Source organism: Pseudomonas sp. P5_152 (genome assembly GCF_033989915.1).
Lineage (GTDB): Bacteria > Pseudomonadota > Gammaproteobacteria > Pseudomonadales > Pseudomonadaceae > Aquipseudomonas.
Genome location: NZ_JASFAH010000002.1, coordinates 19,807 through 40,335 on the forward strand (window position 1 = coordinate 19,807; position 20,529 = coordinate 40,335).

At 61.8% G+C, this 20,529-nt stretch carries 15 protein-coding genes; 6 read left to right on the forward strand and 9 right to left on the reverse strand.

Features of this window, described 5'->3' with window-relative positions; genetic code table 11:
* Window positions 1–284 precede the first annotated feature (284 nt).
* From QMK50_RS00100 to QMK50_RS00115, 4 genes are all read right to left on the reverse strand, one after another.
* Window positions 285–1,613, reverse strand: coding sequence for an MFS transporter (locus tag QMK50_RS00100; RefSeq protein WP_159995817.1), 1,329 nt, complete (start codon window positions 1,611–1,613; stop codon window positions 285–287).
* A gap of 65 nt (window positions 1,614–1,678) precedes the next feature.
* Window positions 1,679–2,872 carry an L-2-hydroxyglutarate oxidase gene (lhgO, locus tag QMK50_RS00105; RefSeq protein WP_095168799.1) on the reverse strand — a complete coding sequence of 398 codons (1,194 nt, stop codon included), beginning with the start codon at window positions 2,870–2,872 and terminating at the stop codon, window positions 1,679–1,681.
* Between the two features lie 106 nt (window positions 2,873–2,978).
* Entirely contained in the window at window positions 2,979–3,689 is a 711-nt protein-coding gene (locus QMK50_RS00110) for a FadR/GntR family transcriptional regulator (RefSeq protein WP_095168798.1), read from the reverse strand.
* A 75-nt stretch (window positions 3,690–3,764) separates the two neighbouring features.
* Window positions 3,765–4,118 (reverse strand): hypothetical protein, encoded by a 354-nt coding sequence (locus tag QMK50_RS00115; protein WP_095168797.1) that lies wholly within the window; start codon window positions 4,116–4,118, stop codon window positions 3,765–3,767.
* A gap of 328 nt (window positions 4,119–4,446) precedes the next feature.
* On the opposite strand from QMK50_RS00115, the gene QMK50_RS00120 reads away from it, so the two are divergent.
* Window positions 4,447–5,838, forward strand: a complete 1,392-nt coding sequence (locus tag QMK50_RS00120; RefSeq protein WP_320332137.1) for a hypothetical protein — start codon at window positions 4,447–4,449, stop codon at window positions 5,836–5,838.
* Window positions 5,839–6,277: 439 nt separating this feature from the next.
* The gene (locus QMK50_RS00125; RefSeq protein WP_320332138.1) at window positions 6,278–11,149 is read left to right on the forward strand and encodes an NAD-glutamate dehydrogenase; all 4,872 of its coding nucleotides are present in this window, start codon (window positions 6,278–6,280) and stop codon (window positions 11,147–11,149) included.
* A 118-nt stretch (window positions 11,150–11,267) separates the two neighbouring features.
* Here the strand turns inward: QMK50_RS00125 and QMK50_RS00130 are convergent, their stop codons facing one another.
* Window positions 11,268–11,549, reverse strand: a complete 282-nt coding sequence (locus tag QMK50_RS00130) for an antibiotic biosynthesis monooxygenase family protein (protein ID WP_320332139.1) — start codon at window positions 11,547–11,549, stop codon at window positions 11,268–11,270.
* Window positions 11,550–11,730: 181 nt separating this feature from the next.
* Between QMK50_RS00130 and QMK50_RS00135 the strand changes: the two genes are divergently transcribed.
* The gene (locus tag QMK50_RS00135; protein ID WP_320332140.1) at window positions 11,731–12,252 is read left to right on the forward strand and encodes a GNAT family N-acetyltransferase; all 522 of its coding nucleotides are present in this window, start codon (window positions 11,731–11,733) and stop codon (window positions 12,250–12,252) included.
* A 1-nt stretch (window position 12,253) separates the two neighbouring features.
* On the opposite strand, the gene QMK50_RS00140 is transcribed toward QMK50_RS00135, so the two are convergent.
* Complete coding sequence (locus QMK50_RS00140) at window positions 12,254–12,946, reverse strand: aspartate/glutamate racemase family protein (protein ID WP_159995827.1); 693 nt, start codon at window positions 12,944–12,946, stop codon at window positions 12,254–12,256.
* Between the two features lie 153 nt (window positions 12,947–13,099).
* Here QMK50_RS00140 and QMK50_RS00145 point away from each other — a divergent pair, with 153 nt between their 5' ends.
* Entirely contained in the window at window positions 13,100–13,594 is a 495-nt protein-coding gene (locus tag QMK50_RS00145) for a hypothetical protein (protein ID WP_159995829.1), read from the forward strand.
* A gap of 112 nt (window positions 13,595–13,706) precedes the next feature.
* Here the strand turns inward: QMK50_RS00145 and QMK50_RS00150 are convergent, their stop codons facing one another.
* Complete coding sequence (locus QMK50_RS00150; protein WP_095168791.1) at window positions 13,707–13,928, reverse strand: CcoQ/FixQ family Cbb3-type cytochrome c oxidase assembly chaperone; 222 nt, start codon at window positions 13,926–13,928, stop codon at window positions 13,707–13,709.
* Between the two features lie 9 nt (window positions 13,929–13,937).
* The gene (gene ccoN, locus QMK50_RS00155) at window positions 13,938–15,365 is read right to left on the reverse strand and encodes a cytochrome-c oxidase, cbb3-type subunit I (RefSeq protein WP_320332141.1); all 1,428 of its coding nucleotides are present in this window, start codon (window positions 15,363–15,365) and stop codon (window positions 13,938–13,940) included.
* Between the two features lie 274 nt (window positions 15,366–15,639).
* Here ccoN and QMK50_RS00160 point away from each other — a divergent pair, with 274 nt between their 5' ends.
* Together QMK50_RS00160 and QMK50_RS00165 are read left to right on the forward strand one after the other, a co-directional pair.
* A complete protein-coding gene (locus QMK50_RS00160) occupies window positions 15,640–17,310 on the forward strand; it encodes a nitrite/sulfite reductase (protein WP_320332142.1) in 1,671 nt (556 codons plus the stop codon).
* Entirely contained in the window at window positions 17,307–17,816 is a 510-nt protein-coding gene (locus tag QMK50_RS00165; protein ID WP_320332143.1) for a DUF934 domain-containing protein, read from the forward strand. Before QMK50_RS00160 ends, QMK50_RS00165 begins: the two co-directional genes overlap by 4 nt.
* 293 nt (window positions 17,817–18,109) lie before the next feature.
* Here the strand turns inward: QMK50_RS00165 and QMK50_RS00170 are convergent, their stop codons facing one another.
* Complete coding sequence (locus QMK50_RS00170) at window positions 18,110–20,458, reverse strand: tetratricopeptide repeat protein (protein ID WP_320332144.1); 2,349 nt, start codon at window positions 20,456–20,458, stop codon at window positions 18,110–18,112.
* Window positions 20,459–20,529: the final 71 nt, after the last annotated feature.

Below are 20,529 nucleotides of genomic sequence, written 5' to 3' on the forward strand. Positions count from 1 at the left end.
GATCAAAAGCACGGCGGCCAGGTTTTTCCAGTGGGCACATCCATTGTAGGAGCGGGCGCCCGCTTGCGGCTTGCTCGCGATGGTCGTCAACGAGAACGCAGGCATCCAGGATGAACCCGGCGCTCTCGAGATCATCGCGAGCAAGCCGCAAGCGGGCGCTCGCTCCTACAATGGTGTTGGGGGCTGAGGATGTTGCATACACCCACCAAGCCTGTGGGAGCGGGCCTGATCAGCCCTCACCGCAGAAGCGGATATACCCCCATGCGCGCGACCCCAACCCGTAATCAGTTCTTGAAGCTGGAATGCTTACGCCCCTGGTCAAACAGCGCAAACACCACCACCAGTACCCCGGAAATCAGCAAAATCACCGCCACGCCATCGGTAGAGTGGGTCGCCGAGTTAGCCACCAACGCCAGCCCACCCAAAGGCGCCAGGCCACCGGCGATCGCGGTACCGATTTCACGGCCGGTGCCAAACCCCGAAGAACGAGTCTGGGTCGGGAACTGCCGGCTGAGGAACGAGCCCTGGGGCGCGAACATCATGGGCGCGAGGATCCCGGTGCCGATAGCAATGGCCAGGTAGATCATCAGCGGCTCGCCAGTGTTGAGCAGGGTCAGGAACGGATAGGCGAACAGCGCCGAGAGCACACCGCCGAGCATTAGCACTTTTTTGCTGCTCCACTTGTCGCAGAGCCAGCCGAAGCACGGCACGGCAACGATCGCCACCAGGCTGGCAATGGTCACCGACAACGAGGTGACGTGGGCTTCGACACCTTTGAACTGGGTCAGGTAAGCCAGGGAAAAGGTCTTGAAGATGTAGCTCAGGGCGTTGTAGCCAATCGCTACGAACAACACCACCACCAGGCCCTTCATGTCATTTCTGAACAGCAACTTGAGCGGCGAAACCTGTTCCTTGGCAACGGTGGCGTCGAGTTCCTTGAACTGCGGGGTTTCCGGAATGCTGCGACGCACCCACAGGCCTACACCCACCAGGACGATGCTGCAGATGAACGGAATCCGCCAGCCGCCGGACAGCAGGAATTCGTTGCCATTCATGGTCAGCACGTAGACGGTCAGCGACGACAGGAGCAAGCCCAGGTTCAGGCCCAAGGCCGGCCAGGCGCCCTGGCTGCCGCGCTTGCCTTCGCTGGCGTGTTCGTAGGAAGTGACCGCGGCGCCAGACAGTTCGGCACCCGCGCCCAGGCCCTGGATGATCCGCACCAGCACCAGGATGATCGGCGCCCAGATGCCAATCGCGGCATAGCTGGGAATCAGCCCGATCAGGGTGGTGCACACGCCCATCATGCAGAAGGTGATGACCAGTACTTGCTTGCGGCCGAAACGGTCGCCCAGGTAGCCAAACAGAATGCCGCCGAACGGACGGGCGATAAAGCCAATGGCAAAGGTCGAGAAGGCCAGCAGCGAGGCGACTGCGGGGTTGCTCGGGTCAAAGAAGATTTTCGAGAAGACGATCGCCGCCATGGTGGCGTACAGGTAGAAGTCGTACCACTCCAGCATCGAGCCGAAGATTGTCGCGGCAGCCACCTTGCGCAGGCGTTTTTGCTTTTGCAGCGGAGTTTCCGGGGCGGTCGGGGCCGCTTGATGTACCGACATCGGTGATTTCCTTGTGGGTCTTTGTAGTTATTTTTTAGTGGGTGAAGCCACCCGTGCAGCGGGGTTCAGCGATTCTTGAGGATTTTCTCTGCGATCATCTGGCCGATGGGAATGGCCGAGGTCGCGGCCGGCGAAGGGGCGTTGCACACGTGGACCATGCGCGGCGTCTCGGCGAACAGGAAGTCATGCACCAGGGTGCCGTCGCGCATGACCGCCTGGGCGCGGATCCCGGCCTCATAGGGCAGCAAGTCGTCGACTTCCAGCGACGGGCAGTATTTGCGGCACTGTTCCAGGTAGCCGCGCTTGAACAACGAGTTCTTCATTTCCGTGGTGCCGGAGCCGAGGTTGTTCCAGATGGTTTTCCAGAAGCCCGGAAAGCTCGCGTACTCGGCGACGTCGCGCCAGTTGATCGAGAACTTGCGATAGTTCTCCCGGCCCAGGCCCAGTACGGCGTTGGGGCCGACCGTGACACTGCCATCGATCATCCGCGTCAGGTGCACGCCGAGGAACGGCAGCTCCGGGTCGGGAATCGGGTAGATCAGGTGGTTGACGATCTCATTTCTGGACGCTGGCAGGCGGTAGTACTCACCACGGAACGGAATGATCTGATGGTCAATCTTGACCCCGGCCAGCTTTGCCAGGCGGTCGGATTGCAAGCCGGCGCACGCCACCAGTTGCCGGGCCTGCCAGACCTGGTCGAGGCTGCTGACGGTGACGCTGTCGGCGCTTTCGCTAATCGCGGTAACGCTGGTCTGCAGACGGATTTCACCGCCCGCGGCCTCAATCACCCGAGCCATGGCCTGGCACACCTGGCGGTAGTCGACAATCCCGGTGGCATCGAGAAACAGTCCGCCCAGGCCGACGATGTTTGGCTCGCGGCGGCGCAGTTCGGCCGCATCCAGTTGCTCGACTTTCAGGCCGTTCTGTTTCGAGCGCTCATACAGGGCATGCATGCGGCTGACTTCCAGCGGCGTCGAGGCCACCAACAACTTGCCGCAGACGTCGAACTTGATCTGGTGCTCGATGCAGAACGCCTTGGTCGCCTCGGCGCCACGCTTGCACAGGTCGGCCTTGAGGCTGCCGGGGGCGTAGTAGATGCCGGCGTGGATCACGCCACTGTTGTGCCCGGTCTGGTGTTGCGCCAGCACCGCTTCCTTTTCCAGGATCAGCAACGAGGCGCCGGGCTGGCGTTCGAGCAGCGCCATGGCGGTGGCGAGGCCGACGATGCCGCCGCCGATGATGCAATAGTCATAAATCATGCAGGTGTCACCTTGGATTGCTGGCAGAGAGTCTGCTTATCAGGTTGTCAGACAAAGTATTCGGTAAAAAAGACGCCAGTCGTGGCGTCCTCGGTGTTGCCGGTATTCAGTCGATGCTGGGCAGGTCGATCTTCAGGCGCTTGGCCGCTGCGCGCAGGTGCGCTTCGGCACAGGCGGCCGCCTGGGTGCGGTCGCCAGCGGCGATGGCTTCGTATAGGGCTTGGTGTTCGCGTCCGGCATCGGCCGAGCCGCCTACTGAGTGTGCTGCAGAGTTTTCCCACGCCCTGCGTCGGGCTTCGGCCAGTTGGCCACGCAGGAAATCGTGGAAGGCCACGAAGTAGTCGTTCTTGCTGGCATCGGCGATAGCCCGGTGGAACTCGACGTCGGCCAGGGCCGCTGCAGCAAAGTCGCTGCGCTTGTCGTGCATTTCCTCCAAGGCGCTGCGCATGCGCAACAGGTCCGCGTCGTCGCGGCGCTGGGCGGCGATGGAGGCGGCCTGGGTTTCGGTCCACAGGCGCATTTCGAACAGTTGCACCAGGTCGGGCTTGCGGCCTTTCTGGCTAGGAAAACGGAACACTGTGCCGTTGGGGTTCTGGGAAATGTACGAGCCCAGCCCGCGGCGACTGATCAGGATGCCATCGGCCTTGAGCTGAGCCACGGCCTCACGCACCACCGAGCGACTGACATTCAGTTGTTCGGTCAGTTGCTGTTCGGTAGGCAGGCGCGATTCGGCGGTCAGGCGACCGGATTCGATTTCTTCGCGGATCGCATTGACCACTCGTTCAACCAGAGAGTCGGGGCGCTGTAGCTGAAGCATGAGGAGTGTGGCTCGTAGGTCAGGTTGTCAGACAATGCCCGTGCGCTGATTTCTTGTCAAGAAATCAGCTGGCCGTTACAGCTCGCTCAAGTAGGTGCCGGTGCCCTTGAGGATGTTCTGCAGGGTTTCTTCAACTTCGGCCAGGTCAGATGCGGCGGTGCTGTGGAGGATTTCCAGGTGATCGTCACCGTTCAGGGCATCGGCGTCGGCCGCGGCGATTTCGATCAGCAGGCGGGTAGGGCTGAGAGTGACCTTGACGCCGTCCAGGGTCGAGGGCTCGCCATCGAGGGTGATTTCCAGCTCGTCTTCGTCCGGGTAGCGGGTCATCAGGAACATGTCGCCCTGATCGCTGTGGCAGCACAGCATGGCCAGGTTGTCTTCTTCGTCATCGCACGGGTTGGCGATCAGGTGGGCGGTGGTCAGTTGCATGTGAGCAGTCCTGGCGCGGGGCGCGGTGTTGGCAGGCAAAGGGGGATTTTGCCAGCCCCGGGCATTTTTTGCTTCGCTAGTTTTGTGTTGGTGATGCTTGAAGTCGGACGCTGGCTGGGTCGCCCAAGTGCAGCCTGTAGGCGTTTTCCTTAAGTTAAATATCTATTGTGTGATTGAACTTTCCGCTGTTGTTGTAGGGGTAAAGGAGGGCGTAGGAATAATAACAAGTTGCGCAGTTATTGCTTGTTTGCAGCACGCTATGTCCCTTACGTTTGTGCCTTCAGAGCAAGGGAGTGCAGGGTAAATTTATTGAAGGGGAAAGCTTTGAATGAAACCGTATTTCGAGTTGTTGGGCGAGGTAAAGCATCTGTCCGAAGAGGAAATAGAGCAGCTTTACCAGCGATATCTGGCCGGAGAGAAAACCAGCGAGCTGATTGCCGAGTACAGAATCCCGGTGGCGGTCAGAAGTTTACTGACGGTATTGCCGCCGCTGCTCGATAAACAACTGAAGTGCCCCTACTGCGACCTGCCGATGTGGGCGAAGAGATACGCCAAGGGCACCCCGGCGTCTCTCAGGCCAGCGTTCAAGTGTGTCAGTTGTGAACACCGTCTAGTCCCGGCCGGCCAGTACCGGCGTCATAGCCATTGCACCTGTACTGCTTGCTACGAAGTCCGGCAGCAGGAGATCGCCACCGAGGCTGCGCGCAACCGCGAGGAACTGCTCAGCCGTTATACGCCGGGCGTTGCACCGCTGGCCTATGCCAGCCTGGGCTTCATGCAGAAACTCACTCTGCTGGCGTTGCTCGAAGGACTCAAGCCAGGCAACGACAGCATCGCTCCGCTGGAAGGGGCGAACCGCAACGAGAGCCTGGCCCCTAGTGCAGCGACCGCTGAAGAGTTGTTGAAAAACCTTTATCAGGCAGGCGTGCTGCGAGTAGACGCCGACTCGGACATCCAGGCATTCGATCCTATGGCCGGCTACCAGATCCGGCGGTTCTGTGCAGTGCGCTGGTTGCCCAATGTCGCCCTTGAAACCGGTGTGCGTTGCCCGTGTGACGAACTGTATGGAGCGCTGTACCAGGAGTTGTCCGGTTTTATTCCAATCGCGTGGAAGAGTGAGTTGTATAGCCTGATGTTCAGTCTGGCCCGAGAAGAGTCGTTAAGTTATATCCGGGTGTTGGCCGAGGAAGTTGACCTGGTGTTTTCCGCCGCCAGTCGTGGTGAAGCGGTAATAGGTCAGCTCTTGCAGGACTTCTCCGTGAGCGAGATTTACTACTTCGCCAAACTGGCAGTCAAAAATGCCGCGCACTTTTTTGCCACGGGCAACTCCAAAGGCCGCACCCACGCCGCCAATACCATTCCCGGCTATATGCTGGGCACCGCCCAACATGCCCTGGCCGAAGGCTGGCGGCGACCCTCCTATCGTGATTCGCGCGTAGCCAAATCGGCACTGCATCGCTTGTTTTACGACGTGGTCCTCAAGGACAGCGGCGCCGGTTTTGCCACGTCCCCCGGTGTGTACTGGCGCGAACAATTGCTCCCGCGATTTTTTGCCAGCCAAACCGGCTACGAAGCAGGGCAACCATCCGCACAACTGTTCTGCCGCGAGTGCGACTCCTGCAACATCGATGTCTGGATGGACAAGGTGATTCTGCAGACCACCTGCTATGACTGCGCGACGGTCAGCCGGTTTCAGGCGGTTTATGAGGTGCAAGATTGATCGCCGCCCTGACTCAAATGTCAGGAAACCTGCCGTGAACAAATCTCAGGATCCAGTCATTTCCAATACGCAAACCCCGTAATTCCTGGGATAAAACCGCCATTTTCCGCCACGCCTGCTAGTGTTGTTCGAGGCCCCGCCGCGGGGCTGCGTACCGATGACCGAATATGTCGCAGCATCGCAAGCACGGGCCTTGCCGCACTCGTTAAGCTGCGCAACGGATGGACACCTGTAAAGACATTGCCGGGTTGCCCGGCAGTCGTTTTTGCAGATGCCCATCCTTGGAAGGTGAATGTGACCTGAGTGTCTCGTCCAGCTTCACCCACCTGTCGCCCTGTTTCCTCTGCCCGAGAATCAGGAACCGGGTGACAGGTTGCCCCGAACAGGGGTTTTGCACGCGACGCTTCCATCAATAACAAGCCCAAGCGGAGTACCACAGATGGCGTTCTTCACCGCAGCCAGCAAAGCCGACTTCCAGCACCAACTGCAAGCGGCACTGGCGCAGCACATCAGTGAACAGGCACTGCCACAAGTGGCGCTGTTCGCTGAACAATTCTTCGGCATTATTTCTCTTGATGAACTGACCCAGCGCCGGTTGTCCGACCTCGCCGGCTGCACACTTTCCGCCTGGCGCCTGCTTGAGCGCTTTGATCACGCGCAGCCGCAAGTGCGCGTCTACAACCCAGATTACGAACGCCATGGCTGGCAGTCGACCCACACCGCGGTCGAAGTGCTGCACCACGACCTGCCATTCCTGGTGGACTCGGTGCGTACCGAGCTGAACCGTCGCGGCTACAGCATCCATACCCTACAGACCACCGTGCTGAGCGTGCGTCGCGGGGCCAAGGGCGAGTTGCTGGAAATCCTGCCAAAAGGCACCCAGGGCGAAGGCATCCAGCAAGAATCGCTGATGTACCTGGAAATCGACCGTTGCGCCAACGCCGCCGAGCTCAATGTCCTGAGCAAGGAATTGGAGCAGGTGCTCGGCGAGGTCCGCGTGGCGGTCGCCGATTTCGAGCCGATGAAAGCCAAGGTCCAGGAGCTGATCGACGGCGTCGACACCAGCCAGTTCGCCATCGCCGCTGACGAGAAGGGCGAGATCAAGAGCTTCCTCGAATGGCTGGTGGGCAACCACTTCACCTTCCTCGGCTACGAAGAGTTCGTGGTTCGCGAAGACCAGGACGGCGGTCACATCGAATATGACCAGGACTCCTTCCTCGGCCTGACCAAGCTGCTGCGCGCCGGCCTCACCGCCGAAGACCTGCGCATCGAAGACTACGCCGTGAACTACCTGCGCGAAGCGACCCCGCTGTCGTTCGCCAAGGCCGCCCACCCAAGCCGGGTGCACCGTCCTGCGTACCCTGACTACGTGTCGATCCGCCAGATCGATGCCGATGGCAACGTCATCAAGGAATGCCGCTTCATGGGCCTGTACACCTCCTCGGTGTATGGCGAAAGCGTACGGGTGATCCCTTACATCCGCCGCAAGGTCGAGATCATCGAGCAGCGCTCTGGCTTCCAGGCCAAGGCCCACCTGGGCAAGGAACTGGCCCAGGTGCTGGAAGTACTGCCTCGCGACGACCTGTTCCAGACCCCGGTGGACGAGCTGTTCAGCACCGTGATGTCGATCGTGCAGATCCAGGAACGCAACAAGATCCGCGTATTCCTGCGCAAAGACCCTTACGGTCGCTTCTGCTACTGCCTGGCCTACGTGCCGCGCGACATCTACTCCACTGAAGTGCGGCAGAAGATCCAGCAAGTGCTGATGGATCGCCTGAAAGCCAGCGATTGCGAGTTCTGGACCTTCTTCTCCGAGTCCGTGCTGGCCCGTGTGCAACTGATTCTGCGGGTTGACCCGAAGAACCGCCTGGACATCGACCCGCTGCTGCTGGAAAAAGAAGTGGTGCAGGCCTGCCGCAGCTGGCAGGACGACTACGCCAGCCTGGTCGTGGAAAGCTTCGGCGAAGCTCACGGCACCAACGTGCTGGCCGACTTCCCGAAAGGCTTCCCGGCCGGCTACCGCGAGCGTTTTGCCGCGCACTCGGCCGTGGTCGACATGCAGCACCTGCTCAGCCTGAACGAAAAAAATCCGCTGGTGATGAGCTTCTACCAGCCGCTGGGCCAGGTCTCCGGCCAGCGCGAGCTGCACTGCAAGCTGTATCACGCCGACACCCCGCTGGCCCTGTCCGACGTCCTGCCGATCCTGGAAAACCTCGGCCTGCGCGTGCTGGGTGAGTTCCCGTACCGCCTGCGCCACAACGGTGGTCGCGAGTTCTGGATCCACGACTTCGCCTTCACCGCTGCCGAAGGCCTGGAACTGGACATCCAGCAGCTCAACGACACGTTGCAGGACGCGTTCGTGCACATCGTGCGTGGCGATGCCGAGAACGATGCCTTCAACCGCCTGGTGCTGACGGCCGGCCTGCCGTGGCGCGACGTGGCGCTGCTGCGTGCCTATGCGCGTTACATGAAGCAGATCCGCCTGGGCTTCGACCTGGGTTACATCGCCAGCACCCTGAACAACCACACCGACATCGCTCGTGAGCTGACCCGGTTGTTCAAGACCCGTTTCTACCTGGCGCGCAAGCTCTCGGGCGACGATCTGGAAGACAAGCAGCAACGCCTGGAACACGCGATCCTCAGCGCCCTGGACGACGTCCAGGTGCTCAACGAAGACCGTATCCTGCGGCGCTACCTGGACCTGATCAAGGCCACCCTGCGTACCAACTTCTACCAGACTGACGCCAACGGCCATAACAAGTCGTACTTCAGCTTCAAGTTCAACCCGCACCAGATTCCAGAGCTGCCAAAGCCGGTACCGAAGTTCGAAATCTTCGTGTACTCGCCGCGCGTCGAAGGCGTGCACCTGCGCTTCGGTACTGTGGCGCGTGGCGGCCTGCGCTGGTCGGACCGTGAAGAAGACTTCCGCACCGAGGTCCTGGGCCTGGTAAAAGCCCAGCAAGTGAAGAACTCGGTCATCGTGCCCGTCGGGGCCAAGGGCGGCTTTCTGCCGCGTCGCCTGCCACTGGGTGGCAGCCGTGACGAAATTGCGGCCGAGGGCATCGCCTGCTACCGCATCTTCATTTCGGGCCTGTTGGACATCACCGACAACCTGAAGGACGGCGCCCTGGTGCCGCCGGCCAACGTCGTGCGTCATGACGACGATGACCCGTACCTGGTGGTGGCTGCGGACAAGGGCACTGCGACCTTCTCCGACATCGCCAACGGTATCGCCATCGACTACGGCTTCTGGCTGGGTGATGCGTTTGCTTCCGGCGGCTCCGCCGGTTACGACCACAAGAAAATGGGGATTACCGCCAAGGGCGCGTGGGTTGGCGTGCAGCGTCACTTCCGCGAGCGCGGCATCAATGTACAGAAAGACAGCATCACCGTGGTCGGTGTCGGCGACATGGCCGGCGACGTGTTCGGTAACGGCCTGTTGATGTCCGAGACCCTGCAACTGGTGGCGGCGTTCAACCACCTGCACATCTTCATCGACCCGAACCCTACGCCTGCCAACAGCTTCGCTGAACGTCAGCGCCTGTTCGACCTGCCGCGTTCGGCCTGGTCGGACTACGACACCAGCATCATGTCCGAAGGCGGCGGGATCTTCTCCCGTAGCGCAAAAAGCATCGCGATTTCCCCGCAGATGAAAGAGCGCTTCGACATTCAAGCCGACAAGCTGACCCCGACCGAACTGCTCAATGCCTTGCTCAAGGCACCGGTGGATCTGTTGTGGAACGGCGGCATCGGGACTTACGTCAAGGCCAGCAGCGAAAGCCACGCCGATGTCGGCGACAAGGCCAACGATGCACTGCGGGTCAACGGCAACGAACTGCGCTGCAAGGTCGTGGGCGAGGGCGGTAACCTGGGCATGACCCAACTGGGTCGTGTCGAGTTCGGCCTCAATGGCGGCGGCTCCAACACCGACTTCATCGACAACGCCGGTGGCGTGGACTGCTCCGACCACGAAGTGAACATCAAGATCCTGCTCAACGAAGTGGTGCAGGCCGGCGACATGACCGACAAGCAACGCAACCAGTTGCTGGCGAGCATGACCGACGAAGTCGGTGGCCTGGTGTTGGGCAACAACTACAAGCAGACCCAGGCCCTGTCCCTGGCAGCCCGTCGCGCCTTGCCGCGGATTGCCGAATACAAGCGCCTGATGAACGATCTGGAAGGCCGTGGCAAGCTGGATCGCGCCATCGAGTTCCTGCCGTCGGAAGACGCCATCAACGAGCGCGTTGCGGCAGGCCATGGCCTGACCCGTGCCGAGTTGTCGGTGCTGATCTCCTACAGCAAGATCGACCTCAAGGAGCAGCTGTTGGGCTCCCTGGTGCCGGATGACGACTACCTGACCCGCGACATGGAAACCGCTTTCCCGCCGACCCTGGTGAGCAAGTTCTCCGAAGCCATGCGTCGTCACCGTCTGAAGCGCGAGATTGTCAGCACCCAGATCGCCAACGACCTGGTCAACCACATGGGCATCACCTTCGTGCAGCGACTCAAAGAGTCGACCGGCATGAGCCCGGCGAACGTGGCCGGCGCCTATGTGATCGTGCGCGACATTTTCCACCTCCCGCACTGGTTCCGCCAGATTGAAGCGCTGGACTACCAAGTCAGCGCCGACGTGCAACTGGAACTGATGGATGAACTGATGCGCCTGGGCCGTCGTGCCACACGCTGGTTCCTGCGTACCCGTCGCAACGAGCAGAACGCGGCGCGTGACGTCGCGCATTTCGGTCCGCACCTGGCAGCCCTGGGCCTCAAGCTCGACGAACTGCTGGAAGGCCCGACTCGCGAAGGCTGGCAGACCCGCTACACCGCGTACGTCGATGCTGGCGTGCCGGAGTTGCTGGCGCGCATGGTTGCAGGCACCACCCACCTGTACACCTTGCTGCCGATCATCGAGGCCTCGGATGTCACAGGGCAGAACGCAGCGGACGTGGCCAAGGCCTACTTCGCCGTGGGCAGTGCACTGGACATCACCTGGTACCTGCAACAGATCAGCGCCCTGCCGGTGGAAAACAACTGGCAGGCACTGGCCCGTGAAGCTTTCCGTGATGATGTCGACTGGCAACAGCGGGCGATCACCATCTCCGTCCTGCAGCAGGGCGACGGTAGCCTGGACGTGGAAACACGCCTGGCCCTGTGGATGGAGCAACACGAAGGGATGATCGACCGTTGGCGTGCCATGCTGGTGGAAATCCGTGCCGCCAGCGGCACCGACTACGCCATGTACGCGGTAGCCAACCGTGAACTGCTGGACCTGGCGTTGAGCGGTCAAGCGGCAGTGCCTGCCACTGCCTGATTGAGCGCCAAATAAGAAAGCCCCGTCTCGCAAGAGCCGGGGCTTTTTTTTATGCCTTGTCTTTGTAGCAGCTACCGAGCCCGCGAGGCGGCGTTCGGCTGCGCAGCAGCCGCAAAACTCAAACCAGAGCAAACCCACTAAAGTCCAGGGAATTGGCCAGGCGGCTATCCAACTGCCCGATGATTCCCTGCACCTGAGGCCCGTCGAAGTGCGCCTGCATGGCCGCCTCGGATTGCCAGTGGGCACTCTGGCTCCAGCGACTGTCGTCATCGGGGCAGCGGTCTGCCAGGTAGCGGTCGTTGCCGGGGGCCTGGCGCAGGGTGTCGACGATCTGCTGCAACTGTCGACCCCGTTCATCGCTGCAGCCCGGCGCAAACTTTTCGAGCATTGGCTTGGACATGTCACAGACCCTCGTTCCAGTCCCATGGACACCCATGCAGGATAGGCCGCTCGCCGGCACCGGCCAACGACCAATTGGCTGTAAAAACCCAGGCCTCTTAGACCCCAGGTGAAATGCCGGTCGTCAGCAAGGCGCTGGCCGGTTTAGACTCGACGGCCTGCCACTTTCAAGGAAGATAACCGTGTCCAGCAGCGATTCCAGCGTCACCATCGAGCGTTTTTGCGAAGCCCACATTCAAGGTATCACCGCGCTGTACAACGACCCGGCGGTTGCCCGTCAGGTCCTGCAGATGCCGTTTCAATCGACCGAGGTCTGGCGCAAGCGCCTGGCTCCCGACAACGAGCGGGTGGTGCAACTGGTGGCCCTGCATCAGGGACAGGTGATCGGCAATATCGGCCTGGAGCAGTTTTCCCGAATCCGCCGCAGCCACTGCGCCAACATTGGCGTGGGCGTCGCGCAAGCCTGGCAAGGCCAGGGCCTGGGCAGCCGCTTGCTGGCGACGGTGCTGGACCTGGCGGATAACTGGATGAATGTGCAGCGCGTGGAATTGACGGTGTATGCCGATAACCAGGCGGCGATCGGCTTGTACCGCAAGTTCGGCTTTGAGACCGAAGGGCTGCTGCGCCAGTATGCGGTGCGCGATGGCGTGCTGGTGGACGCCCTGGCCATGGCGCGCTTGCGCCATGGCCCCGAGTCGGCGTGAGTCAGTCGCCGAGGGCGAAGGCCACCGCTGCACGGGCGTGCAACTCGGTGGTGTCGAGCAAGGGCAGGGCGCTGTGCTCGGGTTTGATCAGCAGGCTGATTTCCGTGCAACCGAGGATGATCGCCTGGGCGCCGCGCTCGGCCAGGGTCTGGATCACCCGCTGGTAGGTGGCGCGGGACTCCTCGCTAATGACCCCCACGCACAGTTCGTCGTAGATGATCCGGTGCACCGCCTGGCGGTCCGCCGCGTCCGGCACCAGCACCTGCAGCCCGCGGGCCGTGAGCCGCTCCTTGAGAAAGTCCTGTTCCATGGTGAAGGCGGTACCCAGCAGGCCGACGCTCAGGTGACCGGCAGCCTCTGCCGCTTGCCCGGCCGGGTCGGCAATGTGCAGGAAGGGCACGCTGATTGCGTCCTGGATCTGCCCGGCCACCTTGTGCATGGTGTTGGTACAGAGCACCACACACTCGGCACCGCCGGCTTGCAAGCGGCGGGCGGCGTCCACCAGGATCTGCGCCGCGTCGTCCCAGCGTCCAGCATGCTGGGCCTGTTCGACCGGCCCGAAGTCGACGCTGTACATCAGCAGGCGGGCGGAGCGCAGTGGGCCGAGGCGGTCACGCACCTGCTGGTTGATCAGACGATAATATTCGGCGCTGGACTCCCAGCTCATGCCGCCGATCAGGCCTATGGTACGCATGCGGTGCTCCCCTGGATGGTTGATGTGCTGGCGCCTACAGTGCCCGCGATTGGCTGGCGCTGCAATCGCTCGTCCGGCGGTTAGTCGTACGCCCGCCGCGCACATCTGCCATGCTCAATGTCCGTAACACCGGTTTATCCAAGGAACAGCGCAATGGACGACGTACAGCAACTGGGTGAGATGCTTCGCCACTACGCAGAAAGCGAAGCGCACAAGAAGCAGCTGTTTGAAAACCAGTCGGCCGTGTGGACCACGCGCATTGCTGAGTTGTTCGACCAGATCGAGCAGTGGCTGGCGCCGGTCAAGGCACCGGACCTGTTGGAGGTCAGTCGTGAGGCCTATGTGGCGTTTGGCGCGAGCGTGCCGGTGGAAAGCTCGACCTTCAACACCGAGAAGCTGAGCATCCTGATTGCCGGCAAGCCAGTGGAGTTCGTGCCCGAGGTGATGGGCGCGGCAGGCCTGATCTCCCTGGCGGTGATGGGCTTGACCGCGGCCCGCTACGGCAGCGTGTCACTGGTGTGCCAGCCGCCCTCGAGCGGCTGGCAGTGGCGCAAGACCAATGGCCTGAAAGACCCCGACACCTTCACCTTTGACGCAAACTTCCTGGCCCAGCAGTTGCAGAGCCTGATCCCCCGCGAACGCGGCTAACGAGCTGTTCCTGTGGGAGCGGGCTTGCCCGCGAAGGCGTCGGTACAGCCACTATCATCATCGACTGACACACTGCTTTCGCGGGCAAGCCCGCTCCCACATGGCCCAGGGCTTAGAGGTCGATGTTGCCCCAGCCCGGTTTCGCCATCTCAGGCGCCACGGCGTTGACTTTCTTGCCGGTGGCCAGTTCGACCCGCCGTGCCACTTCAGGGTCGTCGGCAAAGGGGATCAGGCTGGCTTCGTCCAGGCTCCTGGCGGTCTGGTGGCGCAGGCAGTATTCGATGGCGAACCACAGGAACGCCACGCCCAGGCTGTTGAGCAGTAGTTCGGTCATGGTGACCTCCTAGGCAATCTGCGCTTCGCGTTCGGCCATCCGCACGTCGGCCACCCGCACGGTACGCCAGGTGTTGTAGGCCATCAGCAACATGCCGCTCAAGAAGAACACCCCGCCGACAAACCGCACGATGAAGCCCGGATGGCTGGCCTGCAGCGCCTCGACGAAAGAGTAGGTGAGGGTGCCGTCGTCGTTGATCGCGCGCCACATCAGGCCCTGGGTGATGCCGTTGACCCACATCGAGGCGATGTACAGCACGGTGCCGATGGTCGCCAGCCAGAAGTGCGCGTTGATCAGGCCAATGCTGTGCATCTGCTCACGGCCGAAGATTTTCGGGACCATGTGATAGGTGGCGCCGAAGGTGATCATCGCTACCCAGCCCAGAGCGCCGGCATGCACGTGGCCGATGGTCCAGTCGGTGTAGTGGGACAGGGCATTGACCGTCTTGATCGCCATCATCGGGCCTTCGAAGGTCGACATCCCGTAGAACGCCAGCGACAACACCAGGAAGCGCAGGATCGGGTCGGTGCGTAGCTTATGCCAGGCGCCGGAGAGGGTCATCATGCCGTTGATCATGCCGCCCCAGCTCGGTGCCAGCAGGATCAGCGACATGGCCATCCCCAGCGATTGCGCCCAGTCGGGCAGCGCGGTGTAGTGCAGGTGGTGCGGGCCGGCCCAGATATACAGGGTGATCAAGGCCCAGAAGTGCACGATCGACAGCCGATAGGAATACACCGGGCGACCGACCTGTTTCGGCACGAAGTAATACATCATGCCCAGGAAGCCGGTGGTCAGGAAGAAGCCCACCGCGTTGTGCCCGTACCACCACTGGACCATGGCATCGGTCGCACCGGAATACACCGGGTAGGACTTGAACCAGTCCACCGGGATCGACAGGTGATTGACCACATGCAGCATGGCGATCACCACGATAAAGGCGCCGAAGAACCAGTTGCCGACGTAGATGTGCTTGGTCTTGCGCTGCACCACGGTGGTGAAGAACACGATGGCGTAGGCCACCCAGACCACGGTCATCCATACCGCGCCGGTAAACTCGATCTCGGCGTATTCCTTGGTGGTGGTATAGCCCAGCGGCAGGGTCACCAGCATGCTGACGATCACCGATTGCCAGCCCCAGAAGGTGAAGGCTGCGAGCTTGTCGCTGTACAGTCGCACCTGGCAGGTGCGCTGCACCGCGTAGTAGCTGGCGGCGAATTGCGCGCTGCCGGCAAAGCCGAAAATCACCAGGCTGGTGTGCAGCGGACGCAAGCGCCCGAAGGTGGTCCAGGGCAAATCGAGGTTCGCCTCCGGCCACACCAGTTGCGAGGCGATCCACACGCCCATCGCCATCCCGATAACGCCCCATACGACGGTTGCCACGACGAATTGGCGGACGACCTTGTAGTTATAGGCCTGTCCGATTGTTGCTGTGCTCATGGTCATTGCTTCCACGGTTGCAAAGTCTTGCCAGGCCACCCGGTCTGGCATGGTGCGAACTGTAGGAAACCGTGAAGAAACAAAACAGGCTCAGAAAAACTGCATTAATGCGGAGCAGATTTTCCCCGTGTCTGCGGTGATCTGCCGCGAGCTGATATGGTTTTTTAGTTTTTAGCTGAATCTGTAACGCGCTGAGCTGTTGTCCCATAGTCCTCCTCACACAAGAACCCCGCCAAACCCCCGGGGCGAGGGTCAATCCTGATGAGGTAGCGACATGTATCAATACGATGACTACGACCGGGCCTTGGTGTTAGAGCGGGTCGCGCAGTTTCGCGATCAGGTGCAGCGGTTCATGGCCGGTGCCTTGAGCGAGGAAGAGTTCTTGCCATTGCGCCTGCAAAACGGCCTGTACCTGCAAAAGCATGCCTACATGCTGCGGGTCGCCATTCCCTACGGCACCTTGAGTGCCCGGCAGATGCGCACGTTGGCCAGCATTGCCCGGGATTACGACCGCGGCTACGGGCACTTCACTACCCGGCAGAACCTGCAGTTCAACTGGATCGAACTGGCCCAGGTGCCGGACATCCTCCAGCGTCTGGCCGAGGTCGAGATGCACGCGATCCAGACCTCGGGCAACTGTGTGCGCAACATCACCACCGAAGCCTTTGCCGGCGTGGCGGCCGACGAGTTGATCGACCCTCGACCGCTGGCCGAAATCCTGCGGCAGTGGTCGACCATCAACCCGGAATTCCTGTTCCTGCCACGCAAGTTCAAGATCGCCATCTGCTCCGCGGAGGAGGATCGCGCAGCGATCATGATGCACGACATCGGCCTCTATCTTTACCCTGACGAGTCGGGGCAGATGCTGCTGCGGGTGATCGTCGGCGGCGGCCTGGGGCGTACGCCGATCCTCGGCCTGCAGATTCGCGAGGGCTTGCCCTGGCAACACCTGTTGTCCTATGTCGAAGCGGTGTTGCGGGTCTACAACCGTCACGGGCGGCGCGACAACAAGTACAAGGCGCGAATCAAAATCCTGGTCAAGGCCCTGGGGATCGAGGCCTTTGCCCGGGAAGTGGAAGAGGAGTGGCAGTACCTCAAGGACGGTCCGGCACAACTCACCGAGGCGGAGTACCAGCGTGTCGCCAGCGCGTTCGTCGCACCGAACTACGTTCAACTGGCCGACACCGATCTGGATTTCGGCACGCGCCTGGCCGAAAATTCGGCCTTCGCCCGCTGGGTCTCGCGCAACGTGCAGCCGCATAAAATCGCCGGCTACGCCAGCGTGGTGCTGTCGACCAAACCCGGGATCAGCGCGCCGCCGGGTGATGTCAGCGACCAGCAGATGGACGCTGTCGCGGAGTGGTCCGAGCGGTTTGGCTTCGCCGAGATCCGCATTGCCCACGAACAGAACATCGTCCTGCCGGATGTGCCCAAGCGTGATCTCTACGCCTTGTGGTGCCTGGCCAGCGAGGCCGGGCTGGGCACTGCCAATGTCGGGCTGCTGAGCGACATCATCGCCTGCCCGGGCGGCGACTTCTGTGCGCTGGCCAATGCCAAGTCGATCCCCATCGCCCAAGGGATTCAAGCGCGCTTCGAGGATCTGGATTACCTGCATGACCTGGGGAACATCAGTCTGAACATTTCCGGGTGCATGAATGCCTGCGGCCATCACCATATCGGCAACATTGGCATCCTGGGGGTCGATAAGAGCGGCAGCGAGTGGTACCAGGTCACCCTCGGTGGCTCCCAGGGCAAGCACAGTGCACTGGGCAAAGTCATGGGGCCTTCGTTCAGCGCTGCCGAGGTGCCCGGGGTGATCGAGCAGATCGTTGCCACCTTCGTCCGTTATCGCGAACCAGAGGAGCTGTTTGTCGACACTGTGCAGCGCATCGGCCTGGAGCCGTTCAAGGAACAGGTGTATGCGCAGCAGGAGGGGGCGGCATGAACAACCTGCTGCGGCTGCGGGACGGGTTGGCAACGCACGAGCCGGACGATCGCTGGACCTTGATCAAGGACCCGAGCGGCGATTTGCCCTGTGGCCCACTGATATTGCCCCTGGCGCTGTGGCTCAAACGCCGCATCGAGCATCACCCGGTGTTCGACGCGGTGTGGCTGGGCCCGGACGACGAAGTCGAAAGCCTCGCGCCCTGGCTCAACCGGTTGCCGATGATTGCCCTGGAGTTCCCCAACTTTCGCGACGGTCGCGCCTACAGCCAGGCCTACCTGCTGCGCACACGCCTGGGCTGGGCCGGGGAGCTGCGGGCGATTGGCGATGTGCTGCGTGACCAGTTAAGCCACATGCGCCAGTGCGGATTTGATGCGTTTGCCGTGCGCGAAGACAAATGCGCCGAGGACGCCCTCAAGGGACTGGCGGGCATGAGCGTGACGTATGGCCGCTCGGCAATCGAGCCGCGGCCCTTGTTTCGCCGACGCCTGGCGGGTGAGGCCTGAGCTCACCTCAATGATCCAGGGTTGACACCTGTAGGAGCGAGCTTGCTCGCGATGGCGGTATGTCAGGCGCCATGGATATTGAATGTGCCGGCCTCATCGCGGGCAAGCCCGCTCCCACAGGTTTGATGTGGTGTATACAGAATCTGTGAACAGCCAAAATCACTGTGGGAGCGGGCGCCCGCTTGCGGCTTGCCCGCGATAGCGATGGGTCAGGCACTATAGATGTCGAATGAACCGGCCCCATCACTAGCAGGCTCCCACAGCGTGCTATGGATACACGCAGATTCTGCAGGTCATTTCAGCGCCGGGTCTCCCGGGTTGAGCTTCTTCCAGCCTTGCAACAAGACCTGGGCCTTGGGCTCCTGGCCGTTGTCCAGGTAGTACTGGATCAGTGACAACCGGGCGTTGCGGTTGGCCGGTTGTTGTTTGATCAGTTGCTCCAGTTGCGCGCAGGCTTCGTCGATCTTGCCACCGTCGTACAAGGCCACGGCCAGCACATAGCCGTACTGTGCGTTCAGCGGCTCCAGGCGGGCGGCGTTGCGCAAGGCTGACATGGCTTGCGCGGTGTTGCCGGCTCGGATCAGGGCCAGGCCCTGGGTGTGCTGGAGCAGCGCCGAGTCCGGATGCGCCTTCAGGCCTTGGGCCAACAGTGCCTGGGCTTCCTGCGCCCGACCACGCGATTCCAGCCATTGCACCAGGGTCACCAGCGCCGGGAAGAAATCGCCGTCGCGCTGGATCGCCGTACGTAACATCGGCTCGACTTCGGCAGTCCGTCCACTGGCCTGATAGAGCATGGCCAGATTGAGGTTGGCTTCGGCGCGTTCGAGCAGGCTCAACTGGACCTTTTCGTACTCGTCGATGGCTGCCTTCCAGCGCGGCTGGGCGGCCCCCAATTGGTTGCCGGCCGCCAGCAGGTCACGGGCGGCGGCGATGCGCACGGCCTTGACCGGGTCACTGAGCAGTGGCGTATACAGCGGCACGCGCTCAGGGGCCGGAAGGAAACCGCTGACCGCGCGTATCGCGCTTTCACGCACCTGTGGATCGCTGTTGCCCAGGTCTTTGGTCGCCAGCTTCAGCGCCTGTTCGCTTGGGTACAGCACCAGTTCGGCCAACAGGGTGGCGCGCTGGATGGCGGGCAGGTTGCTGCGCTGCAATTGCTCGTACAGCGCTTGGGCGGCGCCCGGCTGGCCGTTGCGGATCAGCCACAGGCTTTCGTCATAACGCGCAGCCTGGGCCGCCGGGTTGGCGTTCCACAGTTTGAACTGCTCTGTGACCTTGTCCCCGGCCTTGCCCTGATGGCAGGTCAGGCAGGCATCCGGGGTGCCGAGCTTTTTCGCGCGCTCGGGATTAGGGATGCTGAAGCTGTGGTCATGGCGAAAGTCGTTGCCCATGTAGAACTTGCCCGGCATGTGGCAATCCACGCACTGCGAGCCTGGCTGGCCTGCGGCATGGCGATGGTGTTCGGGGGAGTCATAGTTCTTGGCTTGCAGGCCCTTGCCGTCGACGCCTGGGAGCGTGGTCTTGCCGGCCGTGTTGTGGCATTGCAGGCAGACGCCATTGCCCGGCGCCTTGAGCTCGTTGCTGTGGGGGTTGTGGCAGTTGCTGCAGCGCACGCCCTTGTCGAACATCTTGCTCTGCAGGAACGAGCCGTGTTCGAACACTTCATCCTTGATCTTGCCATCCAGCGCGTACAGTTCGCGGGTCAGTACGCTGGGCAGGTAGTCGTCCATCAACCGTTTGCCGACGGTGAAGCCATCGCCCAGGGGCGCACGCCGGGAGTGACAGCGGGCGCAGGTCTCGATCTCGGTGGTGGCGTTCTTGTCCTTGAGGTCGACGGCAAACCCGGCATGGATCAGATCGCCCTTTTTTCCTGCCCATTCAAGGTGATTGGAGGCCGGGCCGTGGCACGCCTGGCATCCGACACCCAGGCTGTTCCACTGGCTGGCAAAGGAATTGCTCGCGGCGTCGAAATTGCGTTGGTACCCGGTGGTGTGGCACTCCACACACATAAAGTTGGCGTTCTGGCTGGGTTTACTCCAGTGCAGCGGATTCTTGAAGCTCACGCCCTGGCCCGGATACAGGTGAAACCAGCGGTTCTTCTCGGTATCCCAGGCCACGCCCAAGGCTTGCAGGCGGCCTTCACCGACTTCGATCAGGTACTGCTGCAGCGGCGCGATACCGAAGGTGTAGGCCACCTTGAAGTCGGCGTTCTTGCCGTCGGCGCCCGGGGTATTGACCCAGAAGCCAGCGTCCTTGCGAAAGAACCGGGTCGTCTCGTTCTCGCCCTTGAAGGTGCTGTCCTTGAAGTTGGCCAGCACGGTCTGCTCGTCGGCGACCTGCATCGCCAATTGGTGATGGGAGCCTTGCCAGTCCTTGACCTGCTCGGTGTGGCAAGCCTGGCATTGCTGCTCGTCGACCATGCGGGCCGGCGGCAGGGGCGCAGCGACTGGCGGCGTCGGGGCCACGGCCACGCTCGGCGCTACATAGGGCGCTGGCGTCGGTTTGCTGGCGAACAGGAACCAGCCGAGGCCCGCCATGACCAGCAGCAACAGGCCGGCAGTGGCGGGAAACAGGTAGCGGGAAATCAGGGTCGGTGGCGAATCAGGGTCAGGTGTAATCGGGTTTTTCTTATGCTTGGGCATTACGACTTCCGTAGTCCAGAGGCGCTGGCCATAAAGGCAGGCTTTTAGTGCTGTCGTGCAGCTTTGCTGCA